Here is a 21,725-nt window from a genome sequence, read left to right as displayed (position 1 = left end):
TCAATAAAAAAAGTTCCAATCATTTTAATGATTGGAACTCTAAATTTATATTTAACTTTTAAAATTCTATTCTTGATCTAAAATAATTTTCTTAGCTGTTAAGATTGAAGATGCACTCATTGAGAATTCATCTAATCCATATTCAACTAATGTTGCAATAGCTGCTTCATCTCCTGCCATTTCTCCACACATTCCACACCATTTACCGTGTTTATGTGCTCCATCAATAGTCATTTTTATTAATCTTAATACTGCTGGATGCATTGGATTGTAAAGGTATGATACCTTTTCGCTCATTCTGTCTGCAGCTAATGTATATTGGATTAAGTCATTAGTTCCTATTGAGAAGAAATCAACATGCTTAGCTAATTCATCTGCATAAACTGCTGCAGCTGGAATTTCAACCATGATACCCCATTGGATATCTTCTGAATATTCTTTTCCTTCTGCTTTTAATTCAGCTTTACATTCTTCAACAACTTCTTTAGCTTGTTCAAATTCTTCAAGTCCTGAGATCATTGGGAACATTACTGCAAGTTTTCCATATATAGAAGCTCTTAATAATGCTCTTAATTGAACTTTAAATATCTCTTTTCTATCTAAGCAAAGTCTTATTGCTCTATATCCTAAGAATGGATTCATTTCTTCTGGTAATGGTAAGTAAGGTAAAGTTTTATCTCCACCAATATCAAGAGTTCTGATAACTACTTGTCTTTTCATATTTTCTAAAACATATTTGTAGCTTTCAAATTGCTCATCTTCAGTTGGTGCAGTTTCTCTATCCATATATAAGAATTCTGTTCTGAAAAGTCCAACTCCATCTCCACCATTTGCTATAACAGCTTTAACATCTTCTGGCTTACCAATGTTTCCACATACTTCTATTCTCTTACCTGATTTAGTAGCAGTTTTAACTTCAATAAGTTTCTTTAATTCTTCTTGTTCTTTTAAGAATGTTTCTTTTTTAGCTGTATATTCATTAATTGTTGCTTGATCTGGATTAATTATAGCAATACCTTCAATCCCATCAACTATAATCATATCTCCAGTTTTCGCTACTGTAGTTATGTCTCCTAATCCAACAATTGCAGGAATTTCTAATGTTCTAGCCATAATAGCTGAATGTGAAGTTCTTCCTCCAATGTTTGTTAAGAAAGCAACTACTTTACTTCTATCTAATTGTGCTGTATCTGAAGGAGTTAAATCATGAGCAACTACTATTGTATTATTTTCAGTAATTGCAAAGGCCTCTCCACCTTTTCCAGCTAAATTTGCGATTATTCTTTTAGAAACGTCTTTTATATCAGCCGCTCTTTCTCTCATATAAGCATCGTCCATTGATTCAAAAATCATAACGAATGTATTAGTAACAGTTTCAACTGCCTTCATTGCATTTAATGAATTGTTCTCTATTTCCATAGCCATTTGCCCTGTGAACTCTGGGTCATCTAAAAGTGTGATGTGTGCTTCGAAAACTTCTGCTTTTTCAGCTCCCATTTCCACTATAGCTTTAGCTTTAATTTTTTCTAATTGTTCTCTTGACGCGTCTAAAGCAGCTTGTAATTTGCTTTTTTCCCCTTCTACGTCTGAAACTCTTTCATCTGTTATAACTATTTCTTCATGTTCTTGTAAGAATACCTTTCCTATAGCATATCCTTTTGAAGCTGCAATACCTTTAATCATAATAAAAAATCCTCCTTAATTATGTCCTTAAAATAAGCACATAAACCCATTTGTTATCACTTATACATGTTGATAACTTTTACATATTAAGTACAACCACCTTAATTATATCATAAATTGTACTTTTGTTAACACCCTATGAACTTTTTTCTGAGTTTTTTTAATTTTTATTGCAATTTATTCATAAAATCTGCAAATTTACTGCGACTATTTTTTCAATTTAAGACATTAACACTTATATTATTTATTAAAATAGCAATGCCTATTTTAATAAATAATACATCTTTGGGTTTAACTTACTTTAATTTTTCCCTTCTTCTATTGTACACCTTTTCAAGTCAAAACTTTTTTAAATTTCTGAATATTTAATTAAATATTTTTAAATAACGTTTTCAACATTTCATAAAAAAGAAAAAAAGAGTGAAAAGTTTAAACATCACTCTATCATATTTCATAAAGAATTATAATTTTTTCTGTTTCTACTTTTCACTTCATCTAATTTTCTTATAAATCATCTATTAATGTAGCTGCTTTTGCATAAGCAGTTGATTTAGCTTCAAAGAAATCTGTTTTTACTGAATTTGCATCAGCCTGTCTATCTACCCATTCTGCTGGATTTTTATCATATCCTCTATATAATCTTTGAAGTCCAATCGCTTCTAATCTCATATTTCCAAGATATTTTATATAATCCTCAATGAGTTTTTTGTTGATTCCTTGAATACTATCTCCAATAACATAGTGTCCCCAAGCAATTTCATTTTCTACACCAATTCTCATCATTTCTCTCAATTCTTCTGTGAATTCATATGAGAATAATTCTGGTTCTTCTTTTTGAAGTTCTCTTATTATACTTCTAAATAACCAAAGATGTGTATTTTCATCTCTATTTATGTATCTAATCTCTTGAGCTGAACCTGGCATTTTACCATTTCTCTCTAGATTATAGAAGAACATAAATCCTGAATAAAAATAAATTCCCTCTAATATATAATTAGCCATAATGGTTTTTAATAAATTTTGTTTAGTTGGACTTTCTAAAAAGTTATTATATAAATCTCCTATAAATTTATTTCTTGATAAAAGAATTTCATCATCTTTCCATTGGTAAAGAATTTCATTTCTTTTTTCAGGTGAACATATAGTATCTAACATATAACTATAACTTTGTGAGTGAACAGCCTCTTGGAATGCTTGAATTGTAAGACAAAGATTTACCTCACTTGCTGTTATATAGTTATTTATATTTCCTAAATTTGCTGTTTGAATCGAATCTAAAAATATTAAGAATGAAAGAATTTTATCATATGCAGTTCTTTCAGATTCTGTTAATCTTTTATAATCTTTCAAATCCTGTGATAAGTTTATTTCTTCTGGTATCCAAAAGTTGTTCATTCCTTGTCTATACCAATCAGATACCCAATTATATTTCATATTATTAAAATCATTTAAGTTTGTTGTATTCCCATTTATCATCATTTTCTTTGAAGTTTCAGTATCTCCAAATTCATTGAAAAGTGGTTTTTTATTTATATCAAATCCTACCATAAAAATTCCTCCTAAGCTGAACAGCTTTCACAATCACCAACTGTAAGTGATTTACTTCTAACATAATAAATTGATTTAACTCCATTTTTACAAGCTTCTATATAAAGATTCATTATTCCTCTCATAGTATAGTTAGTTGTAATATAAAGATTAAACGATTGTCCTTGATCTATATGTCTTTGTCTAACACCATTCATTTTTACACACCAAGTTTGATCTATATTATAAGCTGAATTATAGTACCAATACGTATCCTCTGAAAGCCCTGGAGCTGTTTTAGGTGTTATGCTTCCTTTTTTCTCTTCAAGCCAGAATCTTGACATTACTGGGTCTACTCCTTCTGATGTTCCTGCTAACGTTGCAGTTGATCCGTTTGGTGCAACTGCCATAAGGTATCCATTTCTCATTCCATGCTCTTTAACATCATCTTTTAAGCTTAGCCATCTTTCTGAATTATAATCTCTTAATTCAAAATATTGTCCATTATCCCAATCTGAACCTTCAAATGCAACATATCTACCTTTTTCTTTTGCTATTTGCATACTAGCTTTTATAGCATAGTAATTTATATTTTCATATACTTTATCGACAAACTCTCTATGCACTTCATCTGTAAAGTGTATTCTATTATTAACTAACATGTGGTGATATCCTGACGTTCCAAGTCCAACTGCTCTATATTTTTTATTTGTTACCTCTGCATAAGGTACTGAATAATAATTTAAATCTATTACATTGTCCATTCCTCTAATTTGAGTTTCCACAACATAAGCAATTTCTTCTTCTGATGTTACATCTATATTCCCTAAAACTACTGATGAAAGATTACATACAACGAAATCTCCAGCCTTAGTTTTTTCTACTATTACTTTATCTCCATTTTCATCAATTATCTCTGTTTTTTGAATATCCATAGGACTCATATTTTGCATTATTTCTGTACAAAGATTTGATGAGTAAATCATTCCTTTATGTTTATTAGGATTCATTTTATTTACTGTATCTCTATAAAATGCAAATGGTGTTCCTGTTTCAGCAGCACTTTTAATTATAAGTCTAACTAAATCTTTAACTTTCATTATTCTTTTATCAATTTTTTCATTTTCTACACATTCATAGTATCTTTTTTCCCACTCTTCTCCATAGAAATCTTCTAATGCATATCCCATTTGATTTCTTATCTCATGTGGACACATCATATACCAATTTGCTTCTATATCTGTTTCTGCAAGCTTCCAAAATAAATCTGGATAACAAAGCCCTGGGAATACATCATGTGCTTTCTTTCTATCATCACCATTATTTGTTCTTATTTGTAAGAATTCTGGTAAATCTTTATGCCATGCATCAAGCCATATTGCAACTGATCCATTTCTTACACCTAATTGATCTACTGCTATCGCCGTATCATTAAACAATTTAATCCAAGGGATTATTCCTCCTGATGCTCCTTTAAAACCTCTTATAGGCGATCCTAAGGCTCTAATTTTACCTATATAGATTCCCATTCCACCACCAAACTTTGATACTTCCGAGAAATTATCTAATGATTTATATATACCTTTTAAACTGTCATTTACAGTATCTATAAAACATGAACTTAATTGATAAAATGGCTTTCTAGCATTTGCCATTGTTGGTGTTGCCATTGTTGCTTTTAATGAGCTTAATACATCATAAAATCTCTTTGCCCAATATAATCTATTTTCTTTCTTTTCTGGAATTGCTAAATGCATTGCTATCCCCATAAACATTTGTTGTGGAAGTTCTAAAACCTCTCTACTATAGTTTTCCACAAGATATCTTCCAGATAGCAATTTTATCCCACTATATGTAAATAAAAAGTCTCTTTCTGGCTTTAAAGTTTTTTCCAATTCATTTATATCTTTTTCTGTATAATTCTCTAATATATATTTCCCATATAATTTATCTTTTACAGCATCACTTATAAATCCATATAAATTTTTATATAACTCATCGTTACTTTTTAAATTTCTATTTTTTCTTACTTCATCATAAAGTTTTTCTACATATAACTTAGCTGCTATACTTTGCCAGTTAGGTTCCATATCTGTAGTCAATTCTAATGCAACTTGTATTAATGAATCTCTGATTTCTTCATCAGACATATCCTCTCTAAGAATTAACTCCATTTTCTCTATTAAAACTTCTTCTGTATAAGTTCCACATTCATCTTGTATATCTTTTATTACGCTTTTACACAATTCTTCCATTGATCCGCCCAAGCCCCTTTCAACAACATGTAGTATATCTATATCATAATCTTTCTTATTAAATACAATATATTGACTTATCTATTATAGTTTTAATATTTTATTATGTAAAATTTTAAATTCTCCGATACAATCTTAAATATATATGTTTTATCCTTTAATCTTTAAATATCTCACTTTTTTAATAATTTTTATCCTTTGACAACAATATCTTTTTAATAAATTTTCTTATTGATTTTTTCAAAACATTCCTATTAAAATCTTCTCTAAATTTTAATTTTTTTTCTTAAAATTCTATATAATTTACATTTCAATTTTTGAAAATTTAAGTTTAAATAAGAAAAACTCGCTTTACAGCGAGTCCTTCCCATTAAATTAAATTTTCTTTCCACTCAATTTCTTTAAATCCAATTAAAATTTTATCTTCAGTAACTATTATTGGTCTTTTAACCATCATTCCATCAGATGCTAAGATATTTAAAAGTTCATCTTCTGATAGAACTTTAATTTTATCTTTCATTCCTTGTTCTCTATAAAGAACCCCACTTGTATTAAAGAATTTTTTAATTTCAAGTCCACTTCTATCTAGCCAAGTTTTCAATTCTTCTTTAGTTGGATTATTTTCTTTTATATCTCTATCTTCAAATTCTACCCTATTTTCAATAAGCCACTTTTTAGCTTTTTTACATGTTGTACATTTAGGATATTCTATAAATAAAACTTTCATTTTACTCTTCCTCCTTTTTTATTTCTTTTAAGACCTTTTTTTCATTTATTTTATTAATAAATTCATCTGTCTCATCTGCAAACGGTAAAAATACATATATTTTAAAGACATCTCCATCTCTTTTTATTCTTGTAGTTCCATTATGGAGTTCTACTATACTCTTTGTTATAGCAAGCCCCAATCCTGATCCTTCAATAGTGGAGTTTCTTGATTTATCTGCTCTTGCAAATCTTTCAAACATTTGATCTTCATCAAAATCCATTTCATAGTTTGCTACATTCTTAAATGAAATTAATACTCCATTATCTTCTTTTATTATAGAAACATACACTCTCGTATTCTCCATAGAATATTTTAAAGAATTAATAACTATATTTTCTATAACTCTTGATATCATTATTCCATCTAAGTCAATTGTTATTTCATCTTCAGCACATTCTACTTTAAATTCAATGTTCTTTTCTTCATATAAAGATGAGTACTCTCCAATAACTTGATAAATTAAAGCCGTTATATCAATTTTAATTTTATCCAATGTTATTTTACCTGAATTTATTTTTGATACTTCAAATAAGTCTTCTATCAGTCTTTTAAGCTTACTTGATTTTGTTTCTAGGATTTTTAAGTACTCCGTTCTTTCTTTTTCTGATAAGCCCTTATCTTGAAGTATATTAACATAGTTTATTATAGACGTTAATGGTGTTTTCAAGTCATGAGATACATTTGATATAAGCTCTGTTTTTAATTTTTCATTATAAAGAGCCTCTTCTACCGCTATATTGTATCCATTTTTCATCTTATTTATATTTCTAATAAGCTCTCTTATCTCTACTCCACCAATTTCCTTTACTGTATGTTCAAAGTTTCCGTCATTTATTATTTTTAAAGAATCTTTTACCATTCCTATTTCTATATTTCTTTTTATAGAATACATAATACCTATCATCGGCATTAATACTAAAAGAAAACTTCCTTTGAATGGATATGATCCAAAGAATTTTGCTATTATATTATTTTGTGTTCCACCTATTGCTAATAAGTATAAATAAATTATGTAAAATATAATACTTAATATTATAGTTGTTATAAGAGCTCTTCTTGGCCCCTTATATTTAAATGCATATTTCCATATATATATTATATCTCCTACAAAGTTTCCGCTAATTTCAATATTTCCCTTTGAATTTGCAAATACAATAATCAGTTTTAATATTAGAACTATATTTATTGCTAAACTTACTCCAAAGAAAATAATATCATCTATAGCATCATTTACTGCACTTGAAAAAGTAGATTGTGGTGTATAATAAACTTCAACAAAGTTTTTTAAAATCTTTGTTGAATATGTTACAAGTCCTTCTTGAACACTTTTATTATATAAATTAGTATTATTGCAAGTATATATAATCACTTTTTGGCCTCTGTACTTTTCACTAATTGCATCATACATTTCTTTTTCACTTAGAGTATCTGTTCCTTGCAAAAATGGATCATTAGAATAAACTCTTCCATTTGCTTTATCTCTTATTATAAAAAATATATTATTAGGAATACTATCTATATTCCCTGCATTTATTCCCACTTCTGGTGGTTGTTCATTATAAAAATTCCCATTATAAATCATCTTTCTTATAGCTGATATCTTTTCTGGAGAATTTGTTAATAAATCACTTAAACTATTAGTTCTACTATACACTTCTTGGCTTATAACTTTTGCATCGCTTTCTAAAAGACTTTCATAAAAGCCACTTCTATTAACTATTGCATTTAATGGCCCTGTTCCATTTTGACTAGCTGAACTTCCAATATAGCCAATCATTACCTCTACATTTATTACTGATACTACTATAAGCAATATTATTTCTATTAACCATAAAGTCTTAAAATATTTTTTTATGCTATTTTTCAATTTTATATCCAATTCCCCATACCACCTTTATATACTCAGGTTCTTTGGTATTTATCTCAATTTTTTCTCTAATTCTTCTTATATGAACTGTTACTGTATTTTCACTTTTATAAAATGGTTCTTCCCAAACTTTTTCATATATTTCTTTTATTGAAAATACTCTTCCTAAGTTTGATGCTAAAAGAACTAAAATTTTATATTCAGTTGCTGTTACTTTTATCTCTTCATCTCTCACAGTTATCTTCTTAGCTACTGTATCTATCTCTAAATCTCTAACCTTTATAAAGTCTTTACTATCTATAGATAAAGGACTTTCATATCTTCTAAGTTGAGATTTTACTCTTGCAACTAACTCTAAATGATTAAATGGCTTTGTAATATAATCATCTGCTCCAACATTTAGTCCTAATATTTTATCTGAATCTTCCCCTTTAGCTGATAACATAATTATTGGAATATTATTTGTTTCTCTTATTTTTTGACAGGCTTCTATTCCATCCATTTTAGGCATCATTAAATCTAAAATAACTAAATGTATGTTTTTTTCAGCAATTATATCTAATGCTTCTAATCCATTACTAGCATTAAATACTTGCAGCTTTTCACCTCTAAGATATATGTTTATTGCATCTCTTATTTCTTTTTCATCATCAACTACTAATATATTAAACATACTATCATCTCCTTTATTTTATTATTATATATTTATCTTAACTTAATTCCTCTAAAAATAATATTTACTTTTGTTACAAAATTCTTAATTATCCTTCTCTAATTTTGTTTTATTGTAGTTTCTATATTTATTTTATTATCTATTTTCCCATTTTTCTTATTTTGTTGCATATAGTTAAATAACACTCCAAGTACTATTATAACTAGTATTACAACCACCCACTTCTTTTGTTTTGTGCTTCCTGGCCAATTTATTCTAAACATAAAATCCACTCCTTAATCTTTACTTAAATCTTATCATATCTTTTAACCTTATTTAAATAAGATTATTTTCTATTATATAGGAGTATTTGCACTCTCTAAGGGATTTTTTACACAAATTCAACTAAATTTCATCAAATTCTCCTTTTTTTAAAGGTTAACTTATAATTACTTTTTCTATATAATGTAGTTTGAAAATTAATGGAGACATAGGAGATTTTTATGAACAGTATTTTTAAAAGCAAGACATTCATTCTTGATGTAATTTTTATTTTTATCGGATGTTTAATTGCTTCATTAGGGGTAAACTTATTTTTAACTCATGCCAAACTACTTAGTGGTGGTGCCACAGGACTAGCTTTAATAGCTCAATATCTTGCCAATGTTCCTGCTGGTATTGTTGTATTCTTACTTAATGTACCTTTATTTATAATAAGTTTTAAGAAGCTTAGTCCTTCTTTTACTATTTATTCTGGTATAGGAATGCTTTCTTTATCAGCTTCACTTATTATAACTAAACCTTTATCAACAATTATAAATGTTAATGATGTATTACTTTACTGTATTTATGGGGGCGCTTTATGCGGTGCTGGTTATGGAATTGTTTTTCTAAGAAATGGTTCTACTGGTGGAACAGACATTATAACAATGCTAATTCGTAAAAAATATTCTAATTTTGAAATTGGGAAATTAGGATTTATACTTAATTGCATTATCGTTATAATTGGTGCTATAATTTTTGGTCTACCTAAAGCATTATATACACTTATTTCTATCCTTATACAAGGATTAGTCTTAGATAAAGTTCTAAAAGGACTGAATAGTAGAAAACTTATGCTTATTTTAACTGATAAAGATTCAGCTGTTATTGAATTCGTTCTTAAAGACTTAAATAGAGGAGTTACATCTTTACCTGCTGAAGGTGAATATACTCATGAAAAGAAAAAAATGCTTTATTGTATCGTAACAAGTCGTGAAATGGTTTCTTTAAAAAGTAAAATTTATTCAATAGATGAGAAAGCCTTTATAACTATAATGGATATTTCCGAAGTTAAAGGAAAAGGCTTTAAAAATATATAGAGGACTGTTTTTACAGTCCTCCTTTTTTAATTTAAAGTTCCTTTTAGGAGCTTTTTTTATTTTAAACTTTCTAAATAATCTTTTCTTCCTATTTCATAGAGATTATTTCCTTCACAATCAATTACCACTGTTAATGGCATGTCTTTTACTTCTAATCTTCTAATAGCTTCCGCACCTAAATCTTCATATGCAACTATTTCAGCTTTTACAATGCTTCTTGCAATTAAAGCTGCAGCTCCACCTATAGCTCCAAAATAAATTCCTTTATTCTTAATTATAGATTTAACCACCTCTTCATTTCTCTTTCCCTTACCAATCATTCCTTTTAATCCTATATCTAAAAGTCTTGGTGAATATGCATCCATTCTATAGCTTGTAGTTGGTCCTGCAGATCCTATTGCATATCCTGGCTTAGTAGGTGATGGTCCTACAAAGTATATAGTTTCATCCTTTATATTTATAGGTAATTCTTTATTTTGATCTAAAAGATCAACTAATCTTTTATGTGCTGCATCTCTAGCTGTATAGATAACTCCACTTAATAAAATAGAATCTCCAGCTTTAAGGTCTTTTATTTTTTCTTCTGTTAAGGGTGTAGTTAATTTTCTATCCATTTTTCTCTCCCTTTCCTTATATGATACATTCTTTATGTCTTGTTGCATGACAACTTATATTAACTGCAACTGGTAAGCCTGCTATATGTGTTGGATAAACTTCTATATTTATTCCTAATGCTGTTGTTAATCCACCAAATCCCTGTGGTCCTATTCCTAATGCATTTATTTTCTTTAATAATTCTTCTTCTAAATCACCATAAAATTCATTTTTATTTTTCTCATTTATTTCTCTTAATAATGCTTTTTTAGCTAAATATGCTGCTTTATCAAAAGTTCCCCCTATTCCTACTCCAATTATCATTGGTGGACATGGATTAGGCCCTGCTTCTTCCACAGTTTTTAAAATAAAACTTTTAACTCCTTCTATTCCATCTGAAGGTTTAAGCATCCCTATTTTACTCATATTTTCTGAACCAAAGCCTTTTGGTGCAACTGTTATTTTAACTTTTTCACCTGGTACTATATCATAATAGATCATAGCTGGTGTATTATCTTTTGTATTAACTCTATCTATCGGGTCTTTAACTACAGATTTTCTTAAATACCCCTCTTCATACCCTTCTCTTACACCTTGATTAATAGCTTCTTCTAAATTTCCATTTATAAAATGAACATCTTGTCCTATTTCAAGAAAAATACATGCCATACCTGTATCTTGACATATTGGAAGCTTTTCATTTTTTGCAATTTCTGCATTTTGTATTATATTATCTAGAATCCCTTCACCTATAATACTTTTTTCTATATTTTTAAAGTTTTTAAGTGCATTATCTATATCTTTTCCTAAATAATAATTTGCATTTATGCAAAGTTCCTTAACCTTTTGTGTAATTATTTTTACATCTAGTTCTCTCATATTATCAACTCCTTGTACTTATATTTATAGTTTAGTTTTAAAAAAAACTTTTTACAAGTGCTTCTCTTACATTCTAAAAAGGAATTCAAATTTTAAATTTAAATTCCTTAGTTTTTATTTTTTAATTTTATTTTTATAATAATTGTCTATTCCTTTAGCTATACTATTTGTTAATTTATTCTGATATACTTCATCAGATAAACTTTTTTCATCTTCTTCATTTGAAATGAATCCACATTCTAATATTACGTTTGCTTCTTTATTTCCATCTTTCAGTATAAAAAATGATTGCTTTGCATCTTTAGGTATCCTTTCATTATCCTTTTGCAGATTTACTTTTATAGATTCCTGTACATAATTTGCAAGTTCTTTACTTTTTTTATTACTAGCATGCCAAAGTTGTGCCCCTTTACAATTTGTTTTCCCAAATTTATTTTGATGAATTGAAATAAATACAGCACTTTTTACTTCTTTTTTCATTTTACACCTAAGATATAAGTCATCCCTTTTCTTTTTTGATAATTCCTCATCTTTTTCTCTTGTTAAGAATACTTCATATCCCTTGCATTTTAATTCTTCTTTTAGCTTTAATGCTATTTTTAAATTTAAATCTTTTTCTAATATTCCATTTTTAGAAGTAGCTCCCCCATCGCTACCTCCATGTCCTGGATCTATTAATATTACTCTTTGAAGTCCCTCTTCTTCTCTGTATTCAAATTCATCTTCAGTAGCAAAAACCTTCATGCTAGTTCCTATCACTATAAAAATCAATACTAATACGATATACTTACTAACTTTCTTCATTAGAATCCCTCCAAATACCTTTCTTAATTTAGTATCCCACTATCTATCTTTTTAATACTATAATTTATTTTCCATAAAAAATAAAAGTGGAGACTAATCTCCACCTTCATTTATATCGCGTTATTTTCTATAACACTCTCTGCTATGTTCGTTGCATGATCTCCAATTCTCTCAAAGTTACTTATTGCATCTAAGAATATTGCACCTGCATATGCATTACATTTCCCATCATACAATCTCTTAATATGCTTATCTCTATAAGTCTTTTCTGCTTTATTTATTCTTTCCTCAATTGGAATAATACTTGTTGCTTTACTTACATCTCTATTCTCATAACTATCTACTGATATTTGAAGTGCCATATTTGTATAGTTAAAGATTTCTTTTAAATCTCCTACAGCTTCTTCACTATAAGTGATTCCTTCATTTATTTTTTGTGTTGCAAGCTCAACTAAATTTTGAGCATGATCTCCTATTCTCTCAATATCATTAACTATGTGGAATGTTGATGCAACTATTCCTTTTTCTTTATCTGATAAATCACATTTTGAAAGTTTAACTAAATAACTTGTAATTGATTCTTCCAAAATATTTATTATTTTTTCATTATCATGAACTTTTTTAATTAATTCTTCATCACCATTTACAAATGCGTCCATAGATATTTCTAAGTTATGTTTCGCTTTATTTGCCATTCTTATAGTTTCTTTAATAACTTGTCCCGCTGCAATTACTGGCGTTTCTAATAATCTATCATCAATATATTTAGGTCCTGCTTTTTCTATTTCATCATCTCCTGGTACTAATTTATTAACTACAACTATTAACCAACCACTAAGCGGTAACATTACTAGCACATTTATAATATTAAATACTGTATGTGAGTTTGCAATTTGTCTTTCAACATCTCCAGGACTCATATTAACTACTAAATTACCTAACATCCCTAAGAATGGTAAGAAAATTACTGTTCCCCCTACATTAAATATTAAATGTAATAATGCTGCTTTATGTGCTGTTTTATTTGTTCCAACTGTTGCTATCATAGCAGTTATACAAGTTCCAATATTACATCCAAATAATATTGGAAGTGCCATTTGAATACTTAATACTCCTGATCCAGCTAAAGCTATTAATATTCCTGTTGTAGCTGATGAACTTTGAAGTATTGCTGTAATTGCTGCTCCAGCTATAATTCCAATCCACCAATGATTTGCTACTTGTGCTAATATTTGCTCAAATACTGGTGATGATGCAAGTGGTTTTACTGCCCCACTCATGATTCCCATTCCCATGAAAAGAATACCAAAGCCAAGTACTATATGACCAATTTCTTTTCTTTTCTTAGCTTTTGCCATCATTATTATTGCAGTTCCTGCAAATACAAAAAGCGGCGCTATATCTGTTAATTTAAATGCAACTAGTTGCGCTGTAATGGTTGTCCCAATATTTGCTCCCATTATTACCCCAACTGCTTGTGCAAGATTCATAAGTCCTGCATTAACAAATCCAACTACCATTACTGTTGTGGCACTACTACTTTGAACAACTGCGGTTACAGCTGCACCTACTAAAACTGCACTAATTGGATTAGATGTTACCTTCTCTAATATTTTCTTTAAACTTTCTCCAGCTGCATTTTCCAGCCCATCTCCCATAAGTTTCATTCCATAGATGAATAATCCTAATCCACCCATTAAAGTTACAATCATAGTTATTGTAGAATTCAAAATCGTTTCCCCCATTTAAATAATTTATTAAATAATTTCATTTTGTTCACTTCTTATTCTAAGTGTACATTATTTATTAATTTTTGTTAATATTATAGAAACATTTTTAACTTAATTTTAACATAATATTCCTTTTATTCCCAAATAATGCTGTTTATTTAATTTATCTTACATAAACTTTATCCACTACATAGAAAAAAGGCACCTTAAAAAGGCACCTTTTTTCTTCTTTTATGCATCTAATTTCAAAGAAATTTTCCCATTTTCTACAATTCTTTTTGGTCCTACTACTGAGATTGCATCTTTTTCTACTATTACTGATCCCTCTTTAACTATTGTGTCGCCTCCAATAATTGCATTACTTATAATTGCATATGGTTCAATAACTGTGTTTCCTAGTATAACTGAATGTTCTACTACAGCTCCTTCACCTATCTTTACTTTTGAAGATAAAATACTTGTATCTATACATCCCTCAATTTCGCATTCATCTCCTAATATGCAATTTTTTATTATTGCAGTTTTACTGATTTGACACTTCTCATAATCTGATACATTCGCAGACGATATCTTCCATTTATCATTAACACTTAACTGACATTTATTATTTAATAAATCCATATTAGCTTCCCAAAGACTTTCTACTGTTCCAACATCCTTCCAATATCCCTCAAATTCAAATGCCACCATTTTTTTATTATCCCTTAGCATATTAGGAATAATCTCTTTACCAAAATCATGACTTGAACTTTCTTTTTTTTCATCTTCTATTAAATATTTTCTTAATGTTTTCCAATTAAATATATAGATTCCCATAGAAGCTTTATTACTTTTTGGTTCTTTTGGTTTTTCTTCAAATGAGGAAATTGTAGTATCCTCTTCTGTATTCATTATCCCAAATCTACTTGCTTCCTTCATTGAAACTTCTAATACAGCAATAGTTGCATCTGCTCTCATTTCTTTATGATGACCTAACATTTTAGAATAATCCATTTTATAAATATGATCTCCTGAAAGTATTAATACATACTCTGGATTATATTTATCTATATATTCCATATTTTGATATATAGCATTTGCTGTTCCCGTATAACAATTATCCTTATCTTCTTCCGTATACGGTGGTAAAAAACTCACTCCTGTTTCATCTACTTTTTTCAAATCCCAAGCCTCGCCATTTCCTATATGTTTATATATAGCTTTTGGCTTATATTGTGTAACTACTCCTACAGTATCTACTCCTGAATTAACACAATTACTCAAAGGAAAATCAATAAGTCTATATCTTCCACCATAAGGAACTGCTGGTTTAGCTAACCTTTCTGTTAAATGTCCTAATCTAGTACCTTGTCCACCTGCTAATATCATAGCAATAATTTCTTTTTTACCGTTTTCCATAAGGGTCACCCTTCCCACATTTAATTTCTTTTTAGTTATTAGCTAATTACAGATTATAAATTTTTATACATTGTATTAGAACCCCAAATGCCTGTAGCATATTCATGAATTGTTCTATCCGATGAAAATATACCTGAATGTGCTATATTTACAGCACTCATTCTTCCCCATGTTATTTTATCTCTATATAATTTATCTATTTTTTCTTGTGCTTCTAAATAAGAATTAAAATCTCTTAATGTAAAAAACTCATCATTATAAGTTACTAAATGATCATATATTGCTCTAAATCTATTTAAATCTTTAGAATATGTTCCATCTATTAATTGTTTTAAAATTTTTTGAAGTCTTGGATCATCTTTTATAATATCTGTAGCCATATATCCACTATTTTTATAATAATTTAAAACTTCTTGTTCCTTTAATCCGAAGATTACAATATTATCATCTGAAACTTCATCTCTTATTTCAACATTTGCTCCATCTAATGTTGCTATAGTTATTGCTCCATTCATCATAAATTTCATATTAGAAGTTCCTGATGCTTCCTTAGTCGTAGTTGATATCTGTTCACTAACATCAGCTGCTGGAATAATCTTCTCTGCTAAAGATACTCTATAGTTATCAAGGAATACTACTTTTATTTTTTTATTAACTCTCTCATCACTATTTATTTTTTCACCTAATACATTTATAAGTTCAATAGTATTTTTAGCTAAATAATAGCTTGGTGCTGCTTTTCCTGCAAATATAAATGTTCTATTTTCTATATTTAAATCTGGATTTTCTAAAAGTCTATTATATAAATCCATTATTCTTAATGCATTTAATAATTGTCTTTTATACGCATGTATTCTCTTTACTTGTACATCAAATATTGAATCTACATCTACTTCTATATTTTTTGTTTCTTTTATATATTCAGCTAATCTAATCTTATTTTTTTTCTTTATTGCATGAAGCATTTTTATTATTTTTTTATCTTCAGCAAAATCTTTAAATTTAATTAAATCCATAGGATGCTTTACAAAACTATCTCCTATATACTCTTTTAATAATGCTGTTAAATCTGGATTACTTTTTAAAAGCCACCTTCTATGAGTTATTCCATTAGTTTTATTATTAAATTTTTCTGGATACATATAATAGAAATCTCTCATAACATCCTTTTTAAGAATTTCAGTATGAAGTTTCGCTACTCCATTTACACTATGTCCACCTACAATTCCTAAATTGGCCATTTTAACTTGTCCATCAGCTACTATAGCCATCCCTCTTATTTTATCCCATTGTCCTGGGAACTTGTTCCAAAGTTCTGCACAAAATCTTTCATTTATTTCATTTACAATCATAAAAATTCTTGGTAACAACTCTTTAAACATATCTATTGGCCATTTTTCTAAAGCTTCAGCTAAAATAGTATGATTTGTATATGCTAATGTATGCGTTGTAATTCTCCATGCATCTTCCCAACCAATTCCCTCTTCATCTAAAAGAATTCTCATAAGTTCTGGAACTGCTAATATAGGATGTGTATCATTCATTTGAATTGCTACTTTTTCATCTAATAACTCTAAGCTATCATGTGTTTCTTTAAAATGTCTTATTATACTTTGTAATCCTGCTGATACAAAAAAGTATTGTTGTTTAAGTCTAAGTAACTTCCCTTCATATACTGAATCATCAGGATATAGAACACTCGATATAGCCTCTACAGAGTTTTTATATTCCATTGCTTTTAAGAAATCTCCTCTGCTAATAGAAGAAAAATTAAATCCATCTTCTACTGGTTCTGCACTCCAAAGTCTTAGTGTATTTACTACTCCATTTTTATATCCAGTAACTGGAGTATCATATGGAACAGCTAATATTGGTTCATAATCTACATGTTTAAACTTTAATACTCCATTTTCATCATATGATTCTACTTTTCCACCAAACTTAACAACTTCAGCTTTATTTTGTTTCTTAATTTCCCATACATTTCTTTCTTTAAGCCAAGAATCAGTTGCTTCCACTTGTACATTATTTATTATCTTTTGTTCAAAAAAACCATATTTATATCTTATTCCACATCCATGACCTGGTATATCTAATGAAGCCATAGAATCTAGGAAGCAAGATGCTAATCTTCCAAGTCCACCATTTCCAAGTCCTTGGTCTTGTTCAAATTCTTCTAAGTCTTCTAAATTAATATCAATTTCATCTAATGCCTCTTTACACATATCTCTAATTCCAAGATTTAAAAGTACATTCCCAAGTAATTTTCCAACAAGAAATTCCATTGAAAAATAATAAACTTGTTTTACATCTTTAGCTTTATAATCAAAATTAGTATCTATCCACATTTCTGATATATAATCTTTTATTAATGTACCTAAAGTTTCATATTCATATTGAATAGTTGCATCCTTTAAATTAATTCCGTGCATTTCTCTAAATTTCTTAGTAAAATCTTCTTTTAATTTTTCTTTTGTCATTTGTTTTAACATAGCTTCCCCTCCTAAACTCTAATCTCAATCACTTTTATTGCTTCATATAATTTCAAAATTCAAAATGCATTTATTTCTTAATATATAAGCTCCTCATAAAGTTTTTTATATTCTAATGCTGATTTTTTCCAACTATTATCAATTTGCATAGCTCTTCTTACAAGAGTTATCCATTCATCTCTATTTTCATAAATCTCTAAGGCTTCAAAAATACAATTTTTAAGTTCCCAAGATAAGAAATTATAAAAACTAAACCCATTTCCTGTTTTCTCATACTTGTTATAAGCTGTTATCGTATCTTTAAGACCCCCTGTTTCTCTAACTACTGGTATTGCTCCATATCTTAATGCTATTAACTGTCCTAGACCACAAGGCTCAAATTTAGATGGCATTAAAAATATATCTGAACCTGCATATATTCTATGAGATAATCCGTTATCAAAAGCAATTCTAGTTCTCACTTTATCTGGATATCTATATTCTAATTCTCTAAAATAGTCCTCATACTGCTTATCTCCTGTTCCTAAAATAACAACCTGTACTCGTCTAGTTAAAATTTCATCCATGCTTTCTTTTACTAGTTCTAATCCTTTTTGCCAAGTTAATCTAGTTATCATTGATATTACAGATATATCTTTATTTACCTCTAAATTTAGCTCTCTTTGTAATTGCATTTTATTTTCTTCTTTATTATTTAAAGAATCCTCATTAAAAGTTTTATAAATAAATTTATCTCTTAAAGGATTATATTCTTCATAGTCTATTCCATTTAAAATACCTCGTAGATTTCCTCCCTTCATCCTTAGTAATCCATCCATTTGTTCCCCATATTCAGAAGTTTTTATTTCTTCAGCATAAGTATTACTTACTGTAGATACTTTATCTGAATAATTTATTCCTCCTTTCATATAACTTACTCCATTATGAAACTCTAACATTCCATTATTATATTGTTCTTGATCATAATTAAATAATTCTCCTAGTACTGACCTATCAAAATTTCCTTGGAAAAGTAAATTATGAATTGAATATACAAACTTTATACTTGGATACTCCCACTTATATTTATATTCAAGATTATATAAAACAGGTATCATTCCACATTGCCAATCGTTACAATGAATTACCTCTGGATACCAATTTATAGCTCCTAATACTTCTAAGACTGCTCTATCATAAAATGCAAATCTTTCACCATCATCTGGATATCCATATAATCCATCTCTCTTAAAATAGTATTCATTATCTATAAAATAAAAATGTACTCCATCAACTTCTAATTCCTCTATTCCACAATATTGATGTCTCCATCCTACATCTACAAAAATATGTTTAATATGCCTCATATTATTTTTTAAATCTTCCCTTATATTCTCATACTTCGGAATAATTACTCTTACGTCATCCCCATAACTTGCTAATTCCTTACTTAAAGCACCTATTACATCACCTAGTCCTCCTGTTCTTATAAATGGATGTGCTTCTGTTGCTGCAAATAAAATCCTCATACTCTCTCCTCCTAATTTATCTTCAATACTATACTTCCCATTGGTGGGACGGCTATTTCTATAGAATATTCCATATCATTAACCTCTTCTTTTTTTGCTTTTATTTTTTCTTCTAATACTTTATTTGTTCCTCCATAAATCTCCAAATCTGAATTAAATAACTGACTATATACACCTTTAAACGGAACCCCAATTTTAAATTTCTCATAATATACAGGTGTAAAATTACATATAAAAATCAAAGTATCTGTTTTTCTTCCACCTTTTCTTATAAAACTATAAATACTTTTTTCCTTGTTATCAGCATCTATCCATTTAAATCCATCATTTTCATAATCTTTTTCCCATAATGCTCTATTTTTTTTATAAAATCTATTTAAATCCTTAAAAAATTTATGTGTTTTTTCATGCATTTCAAACTCATTTATTAATTCCCAATTTAAATTTTCGTATTCTCTCCATTCAATAAATTGTCCAAACTCTGCACCCATAAACAATAATTTTTTTCCCGGATGACCCATCATATAAGTCATATAAGTTCTAAATCCTGCAAACTTAGTCCAATAATCTCCCCACATTTTATCTAGAATAGATTTTTTTCCATGAACAACTTCATCATGGGATAATGGCAGTATAAAATGTTCATTATAGTTATACATCATAGAAAAATTCATCTTATTATGATCATACTTTCTATATATAGGATCAATTTCAACATATTCTAAAGTATCATTCATCCACCCCATATTCCATTTATAATTAAATCCTAATCCACCGTCTTTAACTGGATAAGAAACTTTTTCCCATGTAGTAGATTCCTCTGCTATTAAAAGTATGTTAGGAAATTTCTCATTTAATAAAATATTTAACTCTTGAATAAATTCTACTGCATATTCATTTATATCAGTTCCATCTTCATTACGAATCCATTCACCTTCATTTCTTCCGTAACTTAAATAAAGCATATTGCTTACTGCATCCACTCTAAACCCATCAATATGGAACTCTTTAACCCAATAAAATGCACTTCCGTATAAAAAGCTCTTTACTTCTGGTCTTCCTAAATCAAAATTTAATGTTCCCCAACCTTTATTTTCCGCTTTCCATCCTTCTGCGTATTCATATACAGCTTCACCATCAAAATAAGCTAATCCATGATCATCTCTACAAAAATGTCCTGGAACCCAATCTAATATAACTCCAATATTTAATTTATGAAGTTCATTTATAAGATGTTTTAATCCATCACTATCTCCATATCTAGATGTTGGTGAATAAAAACCAGTTCCTTGATATCCCCATGATTTATCTAAGGGATGTTCTGTTAATGGCATAAACTCTACATGTGTGTATCCCATTTCTAATAAATATTTTGGTAGTTCATTAGCTAAATCTTCATAACTATAAAATTTTCCTTCTCTGGTTTTCCATGATCCTAAATGCATTTCATATATATTCATAGGCTTTTTATAATGATCTGTATTACAACGTCTCCACCAATTTTTATCTGTCCATTTAAACTTACTTTTTGAAGTTATGATGGATGCTGTATCTGGTCTTAATTCTGATTTTCTAGCAAATGGATCTGATTTTAATAAAATTCTTTCATCTCGAGTTTTTATAGCAAATTTATATTTCTCATCTTTATTAATTCCTCTAATAAAACTTGTCCACATTCCACTTTCTGTTACTTTTATCAATTTATTTTTTTCTTCTATTTCCCAATTTGAAAAATCTCCTACAGCATAGACCGCTTCTCCATTTGGCGCCCAAGTTGTAAATCTCACACCCTTTTTTTTATCCTCAATTTTCATATGAGCTCCCATGAATTCATAGCAATAACAATGTTTCCCTTCATGAAATAGATATTTATCATACTCACTAAACATTATTGACCAACTCCTATATCTATTAATTTACATTTATTTAATATTCTAAAATTTAGCTTTTTCAAAACCTCTAATTTGTTTCATTATACCAAATAATTGAATATAATGTATAATTATGATATATAATACAATTTTTTTAAATTTGATAACGTTTTCCAGCTTTCTTAAAAAAATTTTTAGTCTTTTATATTATTCTTAAAATTTTACGCAGTAAAACTTATACTCCTACTATTAAATCATTTTTTTACTTTTCCATATAAAATCCCTCTTTTACATAATTTTTACTTTATTAAACTTTTATACTTAATTTTCGGCAT

At 28.4% G+C, this 21,725-nt stretch carries 16 protein-coding genes; 1 reads left to right on the top strand and 15 read right to left on the bottom strand.

Features of this window, described 5'->3' with window-relative positions:
• Positions 1 to 66 precede the first annotated feature (66 nt).
• The 7 genes from ptsP to Q0W06_RS01975 all read right to left on the bottom strand — a co-directional run bounded on the left by ptsP (position 67) and on the right by Q0W06_RS01975 (position 9,037).
• The gene (ptsP, locus tag Q0W06_RS02005) at positions 67 to 1,683 is read right to left on the bottom strand and encodes a phosphoenolpyruvate--protein phosphotransferase (protein ID WP_297630677.1); all 1,617 of its coding nucleotides are present in this window, start codon (positions 1,681 to 1,683) and stop codon (positions 67 to 69) included.
• Positions 1,684 to 2,187: 504 nt separating this feature from the next.
• A complete protein-coding gene (locus Q0W06_RS02000) occupies positions 2,188 to 3,231 on the bottom strand; it encodes a ribonucleotide-diphosphate reductase subunit beta (protein WP_297630675.1) in 1,044 nt (347 codons plus the stop codon).
• Between the two features lie 11 nt (positions 3,232 to 3,242).
• Entirely contained in the window at positions 3,243 to 5,465 is a 2,223-nt protein-coding gene (locus Q0W06_RS01995; protein ID WP_297630673.1) for a ribonucleoside-diphosphate reductase subunit alpha, read from the bottom strand.
• 370 nt (positions 5,466 to 5,835) lie between these two features.
• On the bottom strand, positions 5,836 to 6,192 hold the full coding sequence (locus Q0W06_RS01990) for a Spx/MgsR family RNA polymerase-binding regulatory protein (protein WP_297630671.1): 357 nt from the start codon (positions 6,190 to 6,192) through the stop codon (positions 5,836 to 5,838).
• A 1-nt stretch (position 6,193) separates the two neighbouring features.
• On the bottom strand, positions 6,194 to 8,113 hold the full coding sequence (locus Q0W06_RS01985; protein WP_297630669.1) for a HAMP domain-containing sensor histidine kinase: 1,920 nt from the start codon (positions 8,111 to 8,113) through the stop codon (positions 6,194 to 6,196).
• A complete protein-coding gene (locus Q0W06_RS01980) occupies positions 8,091 to 8,774 on the bottom strand; it encodes a response regulator transcription factor (RefSeq protein WP_297630668.1) in 684 nt (227 codons plus the stop codon). Before Q0W06_RS01980 ends, Q0W06_RS01985 begins: the two co-directional genes overlap by 23 nt.
• 98 nt (positions 8,775 to 8,872) lie before the next feature.
• Entirely contained in the window at positions 8,873 to 9,037 is a 165-nt protein-coding gene (locus tag Q0W06_RS01975; protein ID WP_297630665.1) for a hypothetical protein, read from the bottom strand.
• Between the two features lie 219 nt (positions 9,038 to 9,256).
• On the opposite strand from Q0W06_RS01975, the gene Q0W06_RS01970 reads away from it, so the two are divergent.
• On the top strand, positions 9,257 to 10,114 hold the full coding sequence (locus Q0W06_RS01970; RefSeq protein WP_297630662.1) for a YitT family protein: 858 nt from the start codon (positions 9,257 to 9,259) through the stop codon (positions 10,112 to 10,114).
• A 56-nt stretch (positions 10,115 to 10,170) separates the two neighbouring features.
• On the opposite strand, the gene Q0W06_RS01965 is transcribed toward Q0W06_RS01970, so the two are convergent.
• The 8 genes from Q0W06_RS01965 to glgB form a co-directional block, all read right to left on the bottom strand.
• On the bottom strand, positions 10,171 to 10,728 hold the full coding sequence (locus Q0W06_RS01965; protein WP_297630660.1) for a Fe-S-containing hydro-lyase: 558 nt from the start codon (positions 10,726 to 10,728) through the stop codon (positions 10,171 to 10,173).
• Between the two features lie 16 nt (positions 10,729 to 10,744).
• The gene (locus Q0W06_RS01960) at positions 10,745 to 11,587 is read right to left on the bottom strand and encodes a fumarate hydratase (protein WP_297630656.1); all 843 of its coding nucleotides are present in this window, start codon (positions 11,585 to 11,587) and stop codon (positions 10,745 to 10,747) included.
• Between the two features lie 114 nt (positions 11,588 to 11,701).
• Positions 11,702 to 12,391, bottom strand: a complete 690-nt coding sequence (locus Q0W06_RS01955) for an N-acetylmuramoyl-L-alanine amidase (RefSeq protein ID WP_297630653.1) — start codon at positions 12,389 to 12,391, stop codon at positions 11,702 to 11,704.
• A 110-nt stretch (positions 12,392 to 12,501) separates the two neighbouring features.
• Entirely contained in the window at positions 12,502 to 14,136 is a 1,635-nt protein-coding gene (locus Q0W06_RS01950) for a Na/Pi cotransporter family protein (RefSeq protein WP_297630650.1), read from the bottom strand.
• Between the two features lie 216 nt (positions 14,137 to 14,352).
• Positions 14,353 to 15,519: a glucose-1-phosphate adenylyltransferase gene (locus tag Q0W06_RS01945; RefSeq protein ID WP_297630647.1), complete on the bottom strand. Its 1,167-nt coding sequence runs from the start codon at positions 15,517 to 15,519 to the stop codon at positions 14,353 to 14,355.
• A gap of 53 nt (positions 15,520 to 15,572) precedes the next feature.
• On the bottom strand, positions 15,573 to 18,011 hold the full coding sequence (locus Q0W06_RS01940; protein WP_297630646.1) for a glycogen/starch/alpha-glucan phosphorylase: 2,439 nt from the start codon (positions 18,009 to 18,011) through the stop codon (positions 15,573 to 15,575).
• Between the two features lie 77 nt (positions 18,012 to 18,088).
• Positions 18,089 to 19,519: a glycogen synthase GlgA gene (gene glgA, locus Q0W06_RS01935; protein ID WP_297630643.1), complete on the bottom strand. Its 1,431-nt coding sequence runs from the start codon at positions 19,517 to 19,519 to the stop codon at positions 18,089 to 18,091.
• 11 nt (positions 19,520 to 19,530) lie between these two features.
• Positions 19,531 to 21,408 (bottom strand): 1,4-alpha-glucan branching protein GlgB, encoded by a 1,878-nt coding sequence (glgB, locus tag Q0W06_RS01930; RefSeq protein ID WP_297630640.1) that lies wholly within the window; start codon positions 21,406 to 21,408, stop codon positions 19,531 to 19,533.
• Positions 21,409 to 21,725: the final 317 nt, after the last annotated feature.

It is taken from the genome of uncultured Clostridium sp., from assembly GCF_947072515.1.
GTDB lineage: Bacteria > Bacillota > Clostridia > Clostridiales > Clostridiaceae > Clostridium.
Note: the sequence above shows the minus strand (reverse complement) of the source record. Positions and strands in the feature narration are given on the sequence as shown.

Bases quoted from the DNA above. Each gene is read 5' to 3' on its own strand.
- Q0W06_RS01995 (WP_297630673.1), bottom strand. From the start codon at position 5,465: ATGGAAGAATTGTGTAAAAGCGTAATAAAAGATATACAAGATGAATGT.
- Q0W06_RS01960 (WP_297630656.1), bottom strand. From the start codon at position 11,587: ATGAGAGAACTAGATGTAAAAATAATTACACAAAAGGTTAAGGAACTT.
- Q0W06_RS01955 (WP_297630653.1), bottom strand. From the start codon at position 12,391: ATGAAGAAAGTTAGTAAGTATATCGTATTAGTATTGATTTTTATAGTG.
- Q0W06_RS01975 (WP_297630665.1), bottom strand. From the start codon at position 9,037: ATGTTTAGAATAAATTGGCCAGGAAGCACAAAACAAAAGAAGTGGGTG.
- Q0W06_RS01950 (WP_297630650.1), bottom strand. From the start codon at position 14,136: ATGGGGGAAACGATTTTGAATTCTACAATAACTATGATTGTAACTTTA.
- Q0W06_RS01965 (WP_297630660.1), bottom strand. From the start codon at position 10,728: ATGGATAGAAAATTAACTACACCCTTAACAGAAGAAAAAATAAAAGAC.
- Q0W06_RS01970 (WP_297630662.1), top strand. From the start codon at position 9,257: ATGAACAGTATTTTTAAAAGCAAGACATTCATTCTTGATGTAATTTTT.
- Q0W06_RS01980 (WP_297630668.1), bottom strand. From the start codon at position 8,774: ATGTTTAATATATTAGTAGTTGATGATGAAAAAGAAATAAGAGATGCA.
- Q0W06_RS01940 (WP_297630646.1), bottom strand. From the start codon at position 18,011: ATGTTAAAACAAATGACAAAAGAAAAATTAAAAGAAGATTTTACTAAG.
- glgB (WP_297630640.1), bottom strand. From the start codon at position 21,408: ATGTTTAGTGAGTATGATAAATATCTATTTCATGAAGGGAAACATTGT.
- ptsP (WP_297630677.1), bottom strand. From the start codon at position 1,683: ATGATTAAAGGTATTGCAGCTTCAAAAGGATATGCTATAGGAAAGGTA.
- glgA (WP_297630643.1), bottom strand. From the start codon at position 19,519: ATGAGGATTTTATTTGCAGCAACAGAAGCACATCCATTTATAAGAACA.
- Q0W06_RS01990 (WP_297630671.1), bottom strand. From the start codon at position 6,192: ATGAAAGTTTTATTTATAGAATATCCTAAATGTACAACATGTAAAAAA.
- Q0W06_RS02000 (WP_297630675.1), bottom strand. From the start codon at position 3,231: ATGGTAGGATTTGATATAAATAAAAAACCACTTTTCAATGAATTTGGA.
- Q0W06_RS01945 (WP_297630647.1), bottom strand. From the start codon at position 15,519: ATGGAAAACGGTAAAAAAGAAATTATTGCTATGATATTAGCAGGTGGA.